The sequence below is a fragment of the Futiania mangrovi genome, assembly GCF_024158125.1.
Lineage (GTDB): Bacteria > Pseudomonadota > Alphaproteobacteria > Futianiales > Futianiaceae > Futiania > Futiania mangrovi.
The window spans coordinates 83129-97422 of record NZ_JAMZFT010000004.1 but is presented as its reverse complement, the minus strand read 5'-3'; the positions used below and the strand labels follow the sequence as shown (position 1 = coordinate 97422).

The 14294-nt window shown below is 66.2% G+C and carries 13 protein-coding genes and 1 tRNA gene; 5 read left to right on the top strand and 9 right to left on the bottom strand.

The genetic code is table 11. From position 1 onward, the window contains the following. Positions 1 to 44: 44 nt before the first annotated feature. From NJQ99_RS15285 to NJQ99_RS15275, 3 genes are all read right to left on the bottom strand, one after another. Positions 45 to 869, bottom strand: coding sequence for a trypsin-like serine protease (locus NJQ99_RS15285; RefSeq protein WP_269333741.1), 825 nt, complete (start codon positions 867 to 869; stop codon positions 45 to 47). 427 nt (positions 870 to 1296) lie between these two features. After that, the gene (locus tag NJQ99_RS15280) at positions 1297 to 2553 is read right to left on the bottom strand and encodes an adenylate/guanylate cyclase domain-containing protein (protein ID WP_269333740.1); all 1257 of its coding nucleotides are present in this window, start codon (positions 2551 to 2553) and stop codon (positions 1297 to 1299) included. Further along, a complete protein-coding gene (locus tag NJQ99_RS15275; RefSeq protein WP_269333739.1) occupies positions 2550 to 4568 on the bottom strand; it encodes a PAS-domain containing protein in 2019 nt (672 codons plus the stop codon). The genes NJQ99_RS15280 and NJQ99_RS15275 overlap by 4 nt, the downstream gene beginning before the upstream one ends. A gap of 577 nt (positions 4569 to 5145) precedes the next feature. Here NJQ99_RS15275 and NJQ99_RS15270 point away from each other — a divergent pair. Continuing rightward, the gene (locus tag NJQ99_RS15270; RefSeq protein ID WP_269333738.1) at positions 5146 to 5493 is read left to right on the top strand and encodes a hypothetical protein; all 348 of its coding nucleotides are present in this window, start codon (positions 5146 to 5148) and stop codon (positions 5491 to 5493) included. 143 nt (positions 5494 to 5636) lie between these two features. On the opposite strand, the gene NJQ99_RS15265 is transcribed toward NJQ99_RS15270, so the two are convergent. Both NJQ99_RS15265 and NJQ99_RS15260 read right to left on the bottom strand, forming a co-directional pair. Continuing rightward, a tRNA-Arg gene (locus NJQ99_RS15265) sits at positions 5637 to 5713 on the bottom strand. A gap of 76 nt (positions 5714 to 5789) precedes the next feature. Further along, a complete protein-coding gene (locus tag NJQ99_RS15260) occupies positions 5790 to 6818 on the bottom strand; it encodes a P1 family peptidase (protein ID WP_269333737.1) in 1029 nt (342 codons plus the stop codon). A 103-nt stretch (positions 6819 to 6921) separates the two neighbouring features. Between NJQ99_RS15260 and ggt the strand changes: the two genes are divergently transcribed. Further along, positions 6922 to 8655: a gamma-glutamyltransferase gene (gene ggt / locus NJQ99_RS15255; protein ID WP_269333736.1), complete on the top strand. Its 1734-nt coding sequence runs from the start codon at positions 6922 to 6924 to the stop codon at positions 8653 to 8655. Between the two features lie 19 nt (positions 8656 to 8674). On the opposite strand, the gene parA is transcribed toward ggt, so the two are convergent. From parA to NJQ99_RS15235, 4 genes are all read right to left on the bottom strand, one after another. Next, positions 8675 to 9307, bottom strand: a complete 633-nt coding sequence (gene parA / locus NJQ99_RS15250; RefSeq protein ID WP_269333735.1) for a ParA family partition ATPase — start codon at positions 9305 to 9307, stop codon at positions 8675 to 8677. Positions 9308 to 9384: 77 nt separating this feature from the next. Further along, on the bottom strand, positions 9385 to 10797 hold the full coding sequence (locus tag NJQ99_RS15245; RefSeq protein WP_269333734.1) for a sensor histidine kinase: 1413 nt from the start codon (positions 10795 to 10797) through the stop codon (positions 9385 to 9387). A gap of 25 nt (positions 10798 to 10822) precedes the next feature. Next, positions 10823 to 12250, bottom strand: a complete 1428-nt coding sequence (locus NJQ99_RS15240; RefSeq protein WP_269333733.1) for a dihydrolipoyl dehydrogenase family protein — start codon at positions 12248 to 12250, stop codon at positions 10823 to 10825. Then, positions 12247 to 13020, bottom strand: a complete 774-nt coding sequence (locus NJQ99_RS15235; protein WP_269333732.1) for a TVP38/TMEM64 family protein — start codon at positions 13018 to 13020, stop codon at positions 12247 to 12249. The genes NJQ99_RS15240 and NJQ99_RS15235 overlap by 4 nt, the downstream gene beginning before the upstream one ends. Before the next feature lie 330 nt (positions 13021 to 13350). On the opposite strand from NJQ99_RS15235, the gene rpmH reads away from it, so the two are divergent. From rpmH to yidD, 3 genes are read left to right on the top strand one after another with little or no spacing between them, the layout of a single operon-like run. Beyond that, positions 13351 to 13485, top strand: coding sequence for a 50S ribosomal protein L34 (rpmH, locus tag NJQ99_RS15230; RefSeq protein WP_269333731.1), 135 nt, complete (start codon positions 13351 to 13353; stop codon positions 13483 to 13485). A 17-nt stretch (positions 13486 to 13502) separates the two neighbouring features. Further along, entirely contained in the window at positions 13503 to 13880 is a 378-nt protein-coding gene (gene rnpA, locus NJQ99_RS15225) for a ribonuclease P protein component (RefSeq protein ID WP_269333730.1), read from the top strand. A gap of 28 nt (positions 13881 to 13908) precedes the next feature. Further along, positions 13909 to 14292, top strand: coding sequence for a membrane protein insertion efficiency factor YidD (gene yidD / locus NJQ99_RS15220; protein WP_331283355.1), 384 nt, complete (start codon positions 13909 to 13911; stop codon positions 14290 to 14292). Positions 14293 to 14294: the final 2 nt, after the last annotated feature.

Sequence of the window (14294 nt, the reverse complement as noted above, 5' to 3'; positions counted from 1 at the left end):
CTGTACCCCGTTCTCGGCCACTGAATGGCGGTCGAGCATGCGAGCTATTGCGATCTAGGGCGGCCTGCTGCGGAGAGGAGGCCAATGATCGCGAGGCCAAACACGACGACAGCCGACGGTTCCGAGACAGGCCTCGCACCACCATACCATTGGGCTTGAGGGGCGTTGCCGTCGATGAATTCACGGAACCCACTTACTGATACAAAATATGAATAATAAGGGGCTGAAATACTTGTGAAGGAGGTAATTCCCGCCAATAATTGCTGACCCCCACGCTCCACGAATAAACCGCCTCCACTGTCCCCGCCTTCGACCATTGGGATGCTACTGTCGAATGCCCAAATTGCATTGTCGGTTGTATACGCGCTATCGATGGCTAGCGAGCCTATGCGGCGCGTCAGGTTCAAGCCATAGCCCACTACAGAAGCCGCCTCCCCACCCAGACCACTCGCGGGCTCGGCGAAAAGCACGCTATATTGAGCAAGGTTTACATTGGCGCTGAGAAACAAAATTCCGATATCGTTTTCGCCAAATACAGAAGGATCATAGGACGGATGCAAAATCCCGCCAATTATAGATGTGGCTGTTTCCGGCGGTGTGGTGGTGAAAGGCCCAACACCGGTCAGGAATACGCTCGTGCCGGCATAGGAGAGAGCCTCTTCAACTACGTGCCCGGCCGTTAGAACAACGTCCGGAGCGATGAGGATACCGGAGCCCCAACTTCCATAATACACGCTGCCGACATATGGATAAACGGACGAGCTATCTTGCGTGCTGGCGCCGAGTGGCACGGCGTGCGCCGAACCTGCGCAAAGAAACACAAGCCCGAGGGCGGTTAAAACTGAGCGAATTAGGTCTTTTCCGAACATGGCTCACACTTGGATTTCTCGCAGCGCAGGTCTTAAGGGTAAGGAGCAAGCAAAATTTGTTCCAAGTACGCCCCCCTCTGTTTTCAATTGCGTATCGCGATTTGAGCGCCATTGCTAACTCATACCTGAAAAGCAATCCGACACCCACACTGTGAACCGAGGTCTGCCGCGCTCATAAATGCCCATCTTTGATGGGTTCTGCGCTTTCTACGGTGTAACGGAAACTGACATGCCGGGCTTGTCAGAAGAACTGGCATTGTCAGAGGAATGAACCGGGAGACCCTTGGGGGCATTGGCGCCTGGCTTGGGGCCAACACTTCATTGATCTGCCGAAAGAATTGTCTTCCGCAGCGCCACTGAGCCCCACCGCTGACCCGTCTGCAGGATATCAAATGAATTCCCTCTGACATCGCTCCCGCAGCGGTCTTCAGCCCGCATCGATCAGAATACCTGTCGCACCTGCCAGTGTCCGCTGCAAATGAAAGAGTGTAAGAGGATCGTCAGGCGCTGCGCCGACCAGGGCTGCGAACGCCTGGCGGGCGGAGGTATCTCCTCCTGCAAGAAGACCGTAGGCGCTGGTATAGGCGGCCACCTCCGGGGAATCTGCCCGGGACGGATCAAGCGGCTCGTAAGCGGGCACCGGCTCCGACATGCCCGGCAATTGCAGCAGGCCGATTGGGCGGCCTGTGAAGCCGGCGATCCTGTCGACGGTGTTCTGGCTCACGCATAGCCGCGTGCCCAGAACCTTGTTGGCGGCTTCGAGCCTCGAGGCGATGTTCACCGCATCGCCATAGGCCGTATAGTCGAAAAAGGCGTCCCCTCCGAAGTCTCCGATCATTGCCTTGCCCGAGTTCACGCCGATCCGCGTGGCACCCAGATCGATCCCTCGCGCCCGCCAATGCTCCCGATAGGCCTCTGCGAATTCGTCGATATCCAGGGCGCAGGCTACTGCGCGCTCGGCATGATCCGGCTGGGCGACCGGCGCCCCGAAGGCAGCATGGATCGCGTCGCCTATGACCTTCATCATGGTGCCGTCGTGGGCAAACACGATCCGGGCGATGCCGTCGATGTAGGCGTTGAGCAGGTCGCCGATGACATCGGGGGATGTCGTTTCGACGAGGTGCGTGAACCCGGCCAGATCGGTGAACAGGAACGTCGCTTCGCGCCACTCGCCCCGTGGCTTGAACCCACCCGACTGGGAGGAGAGGCTTGCCACGATGTTCGGTGAGAAATAGCGGGCGAGAATGGCGCGCGAGAGCTCTGCCTCGGCTTGCCGGCGCTGCATCTCGCGATATTCCTCGAGGTGGCTCAGCGTCTTGCGGATGGTCGTATCGAGATCGGAGAATTCGATCGGTTTGGTCAGGAAGTCGAACGCCCCGCGATTCATCGCCGTGCGGATGTTCGTCATGTCGCCATAGGCTGAGACAACGACCGTTCGGAGGTCGCGATGCGCCTCGCCGATGCGCGAAAGGAGCGTCAGCCCGTCCATCCGCGGCATGTTGATGTCAGACAGGACCATCAACACCTCGGGATCGGAATCGAGAACCTTCAGGGCCTCTTCGCCGTCGCGGGCGAACACGAAGGACATCTCGCCCTTGCGGATCTCACGTCGGAAGCGCTGCGTCACCAGCGCCTCGATATCGGGCTCGTCATCGACGACAAGAATGCGCACTGCCCCGGTCATCGGCGTGTCCCCCCGCTCGCGTGTGCTCCCCGTGCAGGAAGCACGACCCTGAAACGGGCTCCCCCTCCGACCGCCTCTTCGAGGGTAAGAAAGCCACCGTGCTTTCTGACGATGTCGTAGCTCATGGAAAGTCCGAGGCCCGTCCCTTCGCCCGTCGGCTTGGTTGTGAAAAAGGGCTGGAAGATCTTGTCGCGCACATCTGCGGGCACACCGGCGCCATTGTCGTGGACCTCGAGAATGACCTCGTCGTTCTCGCGCCGCGTCGCGACCGAGAGGCGGGCCTCGCCTCCTGCGTCGGCCGCGTGACGCGCGGCGGCATACATCCCGTTGGCGCAAAGATTGATAAGGACCCGTTGCAGGTCTTGCGGCTCCCCCTCGATGCTGCCCGTGGCAGGATCGAAGTCGCGAACCAACGTCAGATTGAAGCCCGGGTCCGCCGCGCGCGCGCCGTGATAGGCGAGTGCCATCGCCTCCTCGGCCAGCATGTTGACATCGACTGGCTGGCGCTTGCCGTCACCTGAACGGGCATGCAGCAACATGTTCTTGACGATGCTGTCCGCGCGGCGGCCGTGCTCGTCGATCTTGCGCAGATTGCCTACAACCGTTCCGATCAGATCGTTCGCATCGGCGCGAGGCTCCTCCGGCAGCGTGGAGATGGGCTCCGCCAGAAGCTCGGAAAGCTCATCCATCATCTCGGCTGACAGCCTGGAGAAATTATTGACGAAGTTCAGCGGGTTCTTGATCTCGTGAGCGATTCCTGCGGTCAGCTGGCCGAGACTCGCCATCTTCTCTGCCTGGATAAGCTGTGCCTGCGCGCGCTGAAGTTCCGCCAGGGCAGCTTCGGCGGCTTCCTTGTCGCGCCGGCTTTCCGCCTCCCTCTCCTTGAGGGATGTGACATCGCTGTAGATGGAGACAAGGCCCCCATCGGCGGTACGGTGATCGGTAACCTGGAGCCAAAGACCACCGACAAGGCGCTGTTCCCGCGGCAGACCGTCCGCCCGCGCCCGGCGTGCGAAGGTTTCCTGCAGGAAGCCCGCGGGATCGTTCTCGTGGCCCGGGAAGATGCCCCGCGCCAATGCGACTGCCATCAGGTCAGCGAACCTGATCCCGGGAGCGGCGATGTCGCTCAATTGCTCGAAGTAAAGGCGGTACCGCGAGTTGCAGACGATCAGCCGGTCATCTGCATCCCAGAGCGCAAAGCCGGTCGAAACCGCCTCTATGGCTTCCTCGAAACGGATACTGGCTGCCTTGACCTCCGCCTCCCGCTGGCGAAGCTCCGTGACGTCACGAACCGCCCCGACAAGTCGCTTTACCCGCCCGCTTTCGTCTCTGACCCCAACGCCCCGGTCATGGATCCATCGGTATCCGCCGTCCGCGTATAGCAGGCGATATTCGCAGTCGAGCGCTTCCGCGTCGCCGCGGAAGTGATCCCGCATGGCCTGCGCATAAAGGGCCTTGTCATCCGGGTGAACCCGGTCGGCCCAAGCCCTGGAGCCCTTGAGCCCGGCGTCGAATTCCATCATCACGCGAAGATGATCCGAGACGAAAAGCAGGTCTTCCGCGACATTCCAGTCATAGATGCCGTCACTGGTCGCCCGGGTGACGAGGGAATAACGCTCCTCGCTCGCAGCAAGGGCCCGTTCAGCCTGACTGGTTTCCGTCGTGTCCTCCATCGCGACGACGAGCGCCCCTGACGGAGACCGTCGGTAGCGGATGCGCAGAACCTGACCGTCCGCCATTCGTTGTTCGATATCGCGCCGATCCGTCCGCCTTATCTCTCCCAGGCGTTCGCTGACGAGCCCGTCGACAGAACCTGCACCAAAATCGCCGCGCTGCGCGTTGAAGCGCAGCAGGTCTTCGAGTGCGATACCCGGACGGCAGAGGTCGTCAGGGTATCGCCGCAGCGTCCGAAATGCCGGATTGCATCTGACCAGTTGAAGTCTTTTGTCAAAGACCGCCAGACCTGTTTCCAGAAGGTCGAACGCCTCAATAATGGGATCAAGCTGCTCGACCACTTGAATGCCCCCTGATGGGCAGCAAATTGCTGTACCGAAAGTTAACGCAAAAAATGGCGCATCGGTACTGGATTGCTGTGACCCCCGGCACTCATCCAGCTGAAGCCAGAGCCGACGGTTGACAATTGCCCGCTTGCGCGGAGGGAGCAATGGGCGATCATCTTCCGCGGCGCCCCGAAAACCACGCCAAGGTCAGCCGCATTGTATCAGGCGGGTTTCCCCCGAGAACGTCCGCCGCAGTCCACTGGGATTACCGGCAGATCCGTTCGGCCAAGCGTCTTCCGTTTCTCCTCGGCAGCAGCAATACGGGCCCGGTTGTCATTCTTGAGATCGTCCGCAGGTTGAGTTTGGCCCGTAGCAGAAATTGGCCCATCTGTGCTACGTTAATTCTATGTGCCATTTCATCACCTTAGTGGTCCAAGGGTCGGACGCCGTGACGATAGACGGGGTTCTTCGTCGGCATGGTCGCCAAGCGAAGCCACTCAGCAATGCATCAGTACGTGGCGTGCTCTTTCCTGGAGAAGCGCAGTTCCTAACGACTGTTGGTCACTGCGACTGCGGAACCGCGCTAGCGGCGATGGTCATCGACAGCACTGGCAAACCAACCAAGAAGGCCATGCAACTCGCGAAGAAGGGTTGGTCTCAAGCGAAGATTGATCGCTGGCTTAGCGACCGCGCGAGGATGGATGATCGGGCCGGCGAACGACGACACGCCAACACGCCGGATAGTCTTACCCTTTGGTCCCGTATCATCGCTGACTTGCTCGCTACGCCCGGCGTCAAACATGCGGGGTTGCTGTTGCACTTCTACTCCGGCGACGTGGATAGCGAATGGATCGATCCCATCCGCGAGACGGTTCCAATCAGTGACTTCGAGACGCGGCTTGCGAACATTCGCGAGGGTCAGCTGTTGATGACTGGCTAACGTCCGCTCCCGGCGAGTTCGCGTCATTCCATCGGGACCGCGTCAACGGCGGGTCTCGACCAACTCGGACTGACTCTCCGGAAATGGCGGTCGTGACCGCTTCGCGGACAAGGCCTTCGCCGCTCTGCGTGATATGCGGAAAATGGCGCACCGGGGAAGATTCGAACTCCCGACCCCCAGATTCGTAGTCTGGTGCTCTATCCAGCTGAGCTACCGGTGCGCAGGTCCGTTACCGGACGGGCGCGGAAACTAGCGCCCCCTCGTGCGTGTTGCAAGCCCTATCGGCAGCTTTTCGCTCACGCCCCTGAAAGGTCGCGCCAGGCACGCTCTTGTCCCAATGCACGGGCCTCGTAAACGCCCCGGGCAAGGGCGCGGGCGACGCACGCCGCGGCCGCCGCACCGAGCGCCGCAAGCCTGACCGCGCGCGCCTCGCCCAGGGGCCGTGCGCCCGTGGCCAGCGCGAACAGCGTGTCGCCGTCGAGCGGCGTGTGCGCAGGCCAGACGGCCGCGGAGAGGCCGCTGTGCGCCTGCATGGCAAGGCGCCGTGCTTCCGCCGGTGTCAGGTCCGCGTCGGTCGCGACCACGCCGATGACGGTTGCGGCGCCCGGACGCGAGATCTGGCCGAGCTTGGTATCGTCCGGCAGCGACGGTACGGGCACTGCAACGCCCTCAGGCGCGCCGAGGCCGCCGAACTCTCCCTCGCGCTCATGCGGCCAGGCCCAGAAGTGCCGCGTGCCCGGAATTACAGCGCTGCCCACGGGATTGCCCGCGATCAGGGCCGCCACCGTCGTCCCGTCGTCGAGCACCAGCGACGCGCTTCCGAGCCCGCCTTTCAGCGTCCCCGCCATGGCGCCCGCCCCCGCCCCCGCGCTTCCCAGTGCGAAATCGACGCCCGCCGCCTCGCACGCAGCGATACCGAGGCGGCGGTAGGGCGGTTCGCTCCCCCACGCCTTGTCGCCACCGTTTGCGAGATCGAAGAGAATCGCGCCCGGCACCACCGGCGCGGGCGGCACGGGCGGCGGCAGGACGGCATAACCGACACCGCGCGCACCAAGCCAGCTCACCGCCGCCGACGCCGCATCGAGACCGTAGACCGAGCCGCCGGAGAGCACGATCCCATGCACCTTGTCGACCAGCGCCGATGGGTCGAGCGCATCGGTCTCCCGCGTGCCGGGCGCGCCGCCACGCACATCCACGGCAGCCGTCACGGGCGTGTCCGGCAGAATGGCGGTGACACCCGTCCGCACGGCGAGATCCTCCGCATTGCCCACCTTCAGCCCGGCGACGTCGGTCAGCAGGTTCCGCGGTCCCGTGGTCACGGCCATGTTCGCCCATCCCTCGCAATGACGGTCAGATCAAGGCACTATACCCGTCCTGACTTCTGCGACGAGCCCCCCGCCGGGCAGAACGGAAAGGAACGCCTTGCACATGACCCATTCACGCCTATTCGCCGTCATCGGCCATCTCGCCGCCGGCATTGCCGCAGCCTTCCTGCTGCTCGGGTCGGCGCACGCGCGCGATGTCCGTGCGCCGGTCACCGCGCAGACGCAGATGGTCGCCGCCGCGAACCCGCACGCCGCCGAGGCCGGGCGCGAGATCCTGCGTGCAGGCGGGAGCGCGGTGGACGCTGCAGTCGCCATGCAGATGGTGCTGACCCTGGTCGAACCGCAATCCTCCGGTATCGGCGGCGGGGCCTTCCTGCTCCATTGGTCTGCGCAGGACGGCGCGCTCGACGCCTGGGACGGCCGCGAGAAGGCACCGGAAGCTGCGACGCCCGACCTCTTCCTCGACGATCAGGGACAACCGCTGAAGTTCTTCGACGCCCTTGTCGGCGGACGTGCCGTCGGCGTGCCGGGCGCGCTCGCCATGCTGGCCGCAGCCCACGAGCGGCAGGGAAACCTGCCCTGGGCCGACCTGTTCCAGCCGGCCATCCGGCTTGCGCGCAGCGGTTTCGAGGTCAGCCAGCGCCTGCATGACGCGATTGTCGCGGGACGCGACCTGATCGCCTCGCGCACCGCTGCGGCGACCTATTTCCTGGATGCGACGGGCGACCCGCTTCCCGTCGGGCACGTTCTGCGCAACGCCGCGCTCGCCGACACGCTGAGCCAGATTGCCGAGAAGGGGCCGCGTGCCTTCTACGAGGGCGAAATCGCACGCAAGATCGTCGCGGCGGTCCAGGGAGACGTGGGGAACCCCGGCCGGCTGGAGATGTCGGACATGGCGGCCTACCGGCCCGTGTTGCGCGAGGCGGTGTGCGCCCCCTACCGCGCGCATCGCGTCTGCGGCATGCCGCCCCCGACGAGCGGCGGTATTGCCGTGCTGCAGATGCTGGGGGTGCTGCAACGCTTCGATCTTGCCGCGCTCGATCCCGTGTCGGCAGAGACAGCGCACCTGATCGCGGAGGCAGGCCGCCTCGCCTTCGCAGACCGCAACCTCTACGTTGCCGACCCGGACTATGTCGAGGTGCCGGTCGACGCGCTGCTCGACCGGGGCTATCTCGCCCGCCGCTCCGCGTTGATCAGCGTCGACGCGAGCATGGGCAAGGCCACCGCCGGGCGCCCGCTGGACCGGGCGGACCTCGTGCCGGGCGCGGGCTTCGACGTGCCCTCGACATCGCACCTCGTCGCGGTCGACGCAGACGGGAACGTCGTGTCCATGACCACGAGCGTCGAGTTCCGGTTCGGCAGCCACCTGATGGTGGGAGGGTTCCTGCTGAACAACCAGCTGACCGATTTCTCGTTCCGGCCGCTCGATGCCGATGGCCGGGTCGTGGCGAACGCCGTCCAGCCCGGCAAGCGCCCGCGGTCATCCATGTCGCCGACCATCGCGTTCGACGAGGCAGGCAAGCCTGTGCTGGCGGTGGGTTCGCCCGGCGGAAGCCGGATTCCCGGCTACACGCTGCGCGCGCTGCTCGGCGTGCTCGATTGGGATCTCGACCCGCAGGCCGCGCTCGACCTGCCGCATGTTGTCAACCGAAACGGCGCGACGGACCTCGAGGCCGGCACGGCGGCAGAGGCGCTCGCCCCCGCTCTGGAATCGAAGGGTCACGAGGTCAGGGTCGTGGAGATGACCAGCGGCCTGCACGCCATCGCCATCGGCACGGACGGGACGCTGACCGGGGCCGCGGACCGGAGGCGGGAGGGCGTGGCGCTGGGGGACTAAGCAGGGAGCCCGGGAGCGCTCAGCCCGACTTGCGCAGGATCTCGGTGGCCAGCGCGGCGATCTCCCGCGCGGCCTTGGAGCGCGGCTCCGCCTCCGACACGCCGAGGCCGTCCATCAGGCTCGCGGCGAAACCCATGCGGTTGCCGAGGGAGGCCCTGGCAAGCGGCAGCTCATCCTTCGCCATGCGCGCGCGCAGCTCGTCCGCCAGCTTCCCGCGCGGCGGCACGCGGTTCAGCACGAGGAGGGCGGGCCGGCCTTCCTTCTCCACCATCTCGAGCGTCGGGCGCGAGGCCCAGATATCCATCGGCGACAGCTGGCACGGCACGACGACCAGGTCGGCCGACCGGATCGCCACCCGGCCCGAGGTCTCGGCGTGCGGCGGGCAATCGATCAGGATCACGTCCGCTTCCTCGCCGAGGCGCCGCACCTCGGTCGTCGCCCGCCAGCCCGAGGACGGGCGCAGTGTCAGATGCCCGGTGTCGTGTCCAAGGTCCTGCCGCATCGAGAACCAGGCACTGAGGCTCTGCTGAGGGTCGAGATCGAGCAATGCAACGCGCTTGCCCTTGCGCGCCCAATGCGCGCCCAGGTGCGCGGCGAGCGAGGTCTTGCCGGCCCCGCCCTTCTGCTGCGCGATGGTGATGACCTTGGCCATGGACCGCATCCTCTCTTGGCATCCGACATTGAGGATAGGCATTCATGTTGCGTCGCACAACAAGCGAGCAGGATACCTCAGTCCGGCAGCGTCACCCGGAAGACCGTTCCCTCCGGCCCCGTGCGGTGCAGGACAACGTCGCCGCCGTGGCCACGCGCAAGCTCGCGCGCGATCGCAAGGCCGAGGCCTGAGCCGCCGGCACGCGCCGAACCGACGAAGGCCCCGAAGAGATGCGCACGGGCCGTTTCCGGCACGCCGGGCCCCGTGTCGGCCACGTCGATCTCGACATGACCGGGCCTGCGCCGCGCCGTCACTGCGATTTCGCCCGGACCGCCAAAGTCCTCCAGCGCCTGCATCGCATTGCGCACGAGATTGATCAGGATGCGGAACAGGTGCTCCGGATCGGCATAGACCGGGAAGTCGTCGAGCCCGTCCACCCGCCAGCGGATGGCCGGATGTTCGGCAAGCGCCAGCACCGATGCAATGTCGCGGAGCGGCGCGCTGAGCCGGATGCGGCGCCGTTCGGGCACACGCTCCTCGGCCCGGCCGTAACGCAGCGTATTGGTGCAAAGGGCGATGGCCCGGTCGATGGCAGCAACCAGACGCGGGGCAATGCGCTGCACGCCCGGGTCGGTGCTCACCGCAAGGCGGTCGGAGACCAGTTGAGCGCTCGCAAGGATGTTACGGAGGTCGTGGTTGATCTTGGCGACCGCGAGGCCCAGCGCCGCCAGGCGGTCCTTCTGCTTCAGCGCTGCGCGCACGTCGGCCTGCATGCCGGCAAGCTCCCGCTCGGCCTGCGCGATCTCGTCGGGACCGTGGCGCGGGACGATGACGCGGGACGCATCCTCGGGGTTGTCCCGGAAGCTTGTCAGGTTCTCGGTGATCCGCCGCAAGGGCTTCACAAGCAGCAGGTACAGGCTGAGGAAGACCAGCGCCGCGGTGAACAGCGAGATGAGGATCGAAAGCCCAAGGATGCGCAGACCATAGTCGATCATCGCCGCGCGCATCGGCGCCTCGCTCATCACGATCTCGACCGAGCCCTCTCCGAAAGCCGCGGGTCCCGTCGCCATGATGACGCGCGGCGGCCCGGCAAGCGCACGCAGAGCATCGGCGATCGAGCTGAAGAAGCCGGCGCTGCCGATGGAATAGGTCGCCTCGTGCGGCGGGTGTCCTTCGGCCATCAACATGAGGACGGGACGGCCCGGCCGGCGAATCGCCACCGACACGACCTCCGCGCTCATCAGCAGCTCCTCCTTCAGCGCGGCGGAGACCGCGGCCCCGGGCGCGGCCTCCAGGACGAGCCCCGCGATCTGCGCCGCCTCCAGCCGGTCGGCCAGATAGGTCAGCCGGAAGCGGCCGACCGACGGCGCGAATACGAAAACCTCCGCCAGCATGACGAACAGCACGGTCAGAAGCAGCAGCCGCCCGGACAGACCGCGGATCAGGCTGAGGCCCGGCGCGGGCGCACCGGGCACGCGGATGTCGGCCATGTGGTGTCCCCGCTTGCCGCCCTTCTCAGGACCAGCGCATCAGGAAGCGGACAAGCCTCCGAGTCCGGTCGCTGAACAGTTTCGGCGTATAATAGCTGCCCGCAACACGTTTCGACACCTCGCCGAGGGTGGGATAGGGCGCGGTGAGCCCGGCCAGCGTACCGATCTTCATGCGCTTCTCCACCGCAAGCACCCATGGAAGCAGAAGATCGGCAGCATGCGGCCCGACGACGGTCGCACCCAGGATTTCGCCATTGCCCCGCACGACGGCCTTGATGATCCCCTCCGTGCGCCGTTCGGCCTGCGCGCGATCGTTCTCCTTAAAGGTCCAGCGCAGCACGGATGCGTCGGAGTGCGCCTTCTTCGCCTCGGCCTCCGCCATGCCGACATGGGCCAGTTCCGGGTCGGTGTAGGTTGCCCAGGGCATGGCGCGCATGCTGGCCTTGGCCGGCAGCCAGAACAGCATGTTCCGGATCGCGATGCCCGCGTGGTAGCCCGCGACATGCGTGAACTGAAGCTGGCCCGCCACGTCCCCGATGGCGAAGACGCGGCTGTTGGTGGTGGAGCGCAGCCGCGAGTCGACCGAGATGCCGCGCCGGTCGTAGGCGACATTGCCGGCTTCGAGGTTCAGTCCCTCGACGTTCGCCTTCCGCCCGACCGCGACGAGCAGGTGGCTGCCGGTCACGGTCTCCTCGCGGCCGTTCCGCTCGACCGTCACGGCGACGCCTTCGGCCACGGGGGCGACGCGGACGACCTTCGCCTGCTCCCGGATGTCGATGCCTTCGCCGCGCAGACGGTCGAGAACGATGGCTGCCGCTTCCGGATCGTCCTTGCCGAGCGCGCGCATCCCCTCGAGCACGGTTACCTGCGATCCCAGCCGCCGGTGCGCCTGCGCCATTTCCATCCCGATGGGACCGCCGCCGACGACGATCAGATGTTCAGGCCGGACGTCGTTGCCGAAGATCGTCTCGTTGGTGAAATAGGGAACCCCGTCCAGCCCCTCGATCGGCGGAACGAAGGGCGAGGAGCCCGTCGCCACCACCACGTATTTCGCCTCGATCCGGGTCTCTCCCGCCTGCACCGTGCGAGGTCCCGCGAACCGTGCGGCCTCGCGGATAACGGTGACGCCGAGGCCCTCGAACCGCTCCTGGCTGTCGTGCGGCGCGATGGCGGCGATGACGCCGTGCACGTGCTGGCGCACGGCGGCGAAATCGACCTGCGGTTCGAGGGGCGCGATCCCGAAAGCCGCGCCATGGCGCATCGCGTGGGCGTGCTTGCCGGCTGCCAGCAGCGCCTTGGACGGGACGCAGCCGTAGTTCAGGCAGTCGCCGCCCATCTCCCCCTTCTCGACGAGCACGACGCGCGCGCCCATCTGCGCCGCCCCCGCCGCCACGGAGAGCCCGCCAGAGCCAGCACCGATGACGCAGATGTCGGTCTCCACGGTCCGGCTCATTGAGGCAGTCCCGGCCGGCGCACGAGGCGCTTGTAGACGACGGGTACCAGCGCCAGCGCGATCAGCGCCAGGATCGGCAGGAAGACCGCCGGATCGGTCAGGATGCCGGAGAGGTCGGGATCCTCGCCCCGGTCGAACACCGCCCCGAGCCCCGCCCCGACCGACGCGAACACGAACGAGCCGGGCAGGATGCCCAGGAAGGTCGTGACCAGAAAGGCATGAAGCGGCACGCCCAGGAAGGCAGGCGCGAGGTTCACCAGCCAGAACGGAAAGACCGGCACGAGCCGCAGGATGAACAGATAGCTCCACATGTCGCGCCGGAAGCCGGCCTCGAACCGCTTCAGGAACGGCCCTGCCCGCGCTTTCAGGGTCTCGCCGAGCGCCGTCCGGGCGGCGAGGAACAGCACCGCGGCGCCAAGGGTGGCCCCCGTCACTGTCCAGAGACCGCCCCAGAACCAGCCGAACAGGAACCCGCCCGTCAGGGTCAGGACCGAGGCGACCGGCAGCGAGAAGGCCGTGACAGCCGCATATAGAGCCACATAGGCGAAAGCCGCCAGAACCCCGTGCTCCGCCCGCCAGGCGATGAGATCCGCCCGGTTCTCACGCAGCGTGTCGAAAGAGACATAGGACGGGCCGCCCAGCGCGAAGAAGAGGAGCAGCCCCACCCCCAGGACGGCAAGCGGCCATAACCGGGCGAGCGCACCGCGGGCAGGCGCAACCGCCACGCCCGGCGCCTTGCGTTCGCGGGCGGCCAGGCTGCGTCCATCCATGTCCTGCTCCTTCATCCTGCCCATGCAAAACCCCCGGACTGAAACGAACCCCGATCGGACCGCGCGAGGGCGACGACGCCCCGCTTCGACTTATGTGCGGTATTGCAGGGCAGGAAACCAGCGTCGCCCCCGCAAGATAAAGGAAACGTGATCCACGGTGAACGACGAGCCGGCGCGACCGGCCCCGCCGGGCCGCTGAGGCATTGACAATGCGCACCCTCGCCCGTATAGCCCGCGTTCAACTTTCGTGAGGCTTTTGCGCGTCCGCGCTGCCGGGGCATGAGATGGCCCGTGCCCGCCGCGACGCCAGACAGATGATGGAGCAGACCCGTGAAGCGCACCTATCAGCCGAGCAAGCTCGTTCGCAAGCGCAGGCACGGCTTCCGCGCACGCAGCGCGACCCGCGGCGGCCGGCAGGTGCTGGCGCTGCGCCGTGCCCGGGGCCGCAAGCGGCTGTCGGCCTGAGCCGACTTCGGGCGCGCGTGCTTCCGCGCCTGAAACGACGTGCCGATTTCAAGCATGTGGCCGGCGGCGTCCGATGGGCGGCGCCGGGTCTCGTTTTGCAGGCCCGCACGGACCTCTCGCCACCCGATGGTCCGCGGGTCGGCTTCACCGCGAGCCGCAAGGTTGGCGGCGCGGTTCAGCGCAACCGCGCCAAGCGGCGTCTGCGCGTTCTCGCCGACGACCTGATCGCCCGTTGCGGCCGCCCCGGCATCGCCTATGTTCTGATAGCCCGCGGAACGACGCCGGATCGCGACTTCGCCCTGTTGCGTGCCGACCTGGAGGAAGCGCTGTCCCGCGTGCATCGCCGCCTCGACCGCGACCCCGCTCGCGACCCCGCTCCGGCCCGTCCGGACTGATCCGCTGCCAGCCAAAGAGAACACGGACATGGCGTCAGGCTTGGGACATCTGGCTTCGCGCATCGGCACCACCGTGCTGATCGCGCCGATTCTCGTCTACCGCTACCTGATTTCGCCGCTGATCGGTCCGCGTTGCCGGTTTGCGCCGAGCTGCTCGGAATATGCAGTCGAGGCGCTGAAGCTTCATGGCCCGGTCCGCGGCACCGCGCTGGCGGCGCGGCGGCTTGCGCGCTGCCACCCGTTCACGCGGCTGCCCGGCGGCTGGGCGTTCGACCCGGTTCCGCCCCGCACCGGCCACACCTGTTGTCGGAACGAGGGCGACACCGTGCCGCACGAGACGGGCACCGAGGACCGAAACCGTTTGCACCCCGCCGCCCCCGCGCCTAAAACGCGGGCGCCGGAACTTTCCTGACC

Bases quoted from the DNA above. Each gene is read 5' to 3' on its own strand.
- NJQ99_RS15240 (WP_269333733.1), bottom strand. From the start codon at position 12,250: ATGAGCCGGACCGTGGAGACCGACATCTGCGTCATCGGTGCTGGCTCT.
- NJQ99_RS15270 (WP_269333738.1), top strand. From the start codon at position 5,146: ATGGTCATCGACAGCACTGGCAAACCAACCAAGAAGGCCATGCAACTC.
- NJQ99_RS15285 (WP_269333741.1), bottom strand. From the start codon at position 869: ATGTTCGGAAAAGACCTAATTCGCTCAGTTTTAACCGCCCTCGGGCTT.
- NJQ99_RS15235 (WP_269333732.1), bottom strand. From the start codon at position 13,020: ATGGATGGACGCAGCCTGGCCGCCCGCGAACGCAAGGCGCCGGGCGTG.
- NJQ99_RS15280 (WP_269333740.1), bottom strand. From the start codon at position 2,553: ATGACCGGGGCAGTGCGCATTCTTGTCGTCGATGACGAGCCCGATATC.
- parA (WP_269333735.1), bottom strand. From the start codon at position 9,307: ATGGCCAAGGTCATCACCATCGCGCAGCAGAAGGGCGGGGCCGGCAAG.
- NJQ99_RS15260 (WP_269333737.1), bottom strand. From the start codon at position 6,818: ATGGCCGTGACCACGGGACCGCGGAACCTGCTGACCGACGTCGCCGGG.
- NJQ99_RS15245 (WP_269333734.1), bottom strand. From the start codon at position 10,797: ATGGCCGACATCCGCGTGCCCGGTGCGCCCGCGCCGGGCCTCAGCCTG.
- ggt (WP_269333736.1), top strand. From the start codon at position 6,922: ATGACCCATTCACGCCTATTCGCCGTCATCGGCCATCTCGCCGCCGGC.
- yidD (WP_331283355.1), top strand. From the start codon at position 13,909: ATGGCGTCAGGCTTGGGACATCTGGCTTCGCGCATCGGCACCACCGTG.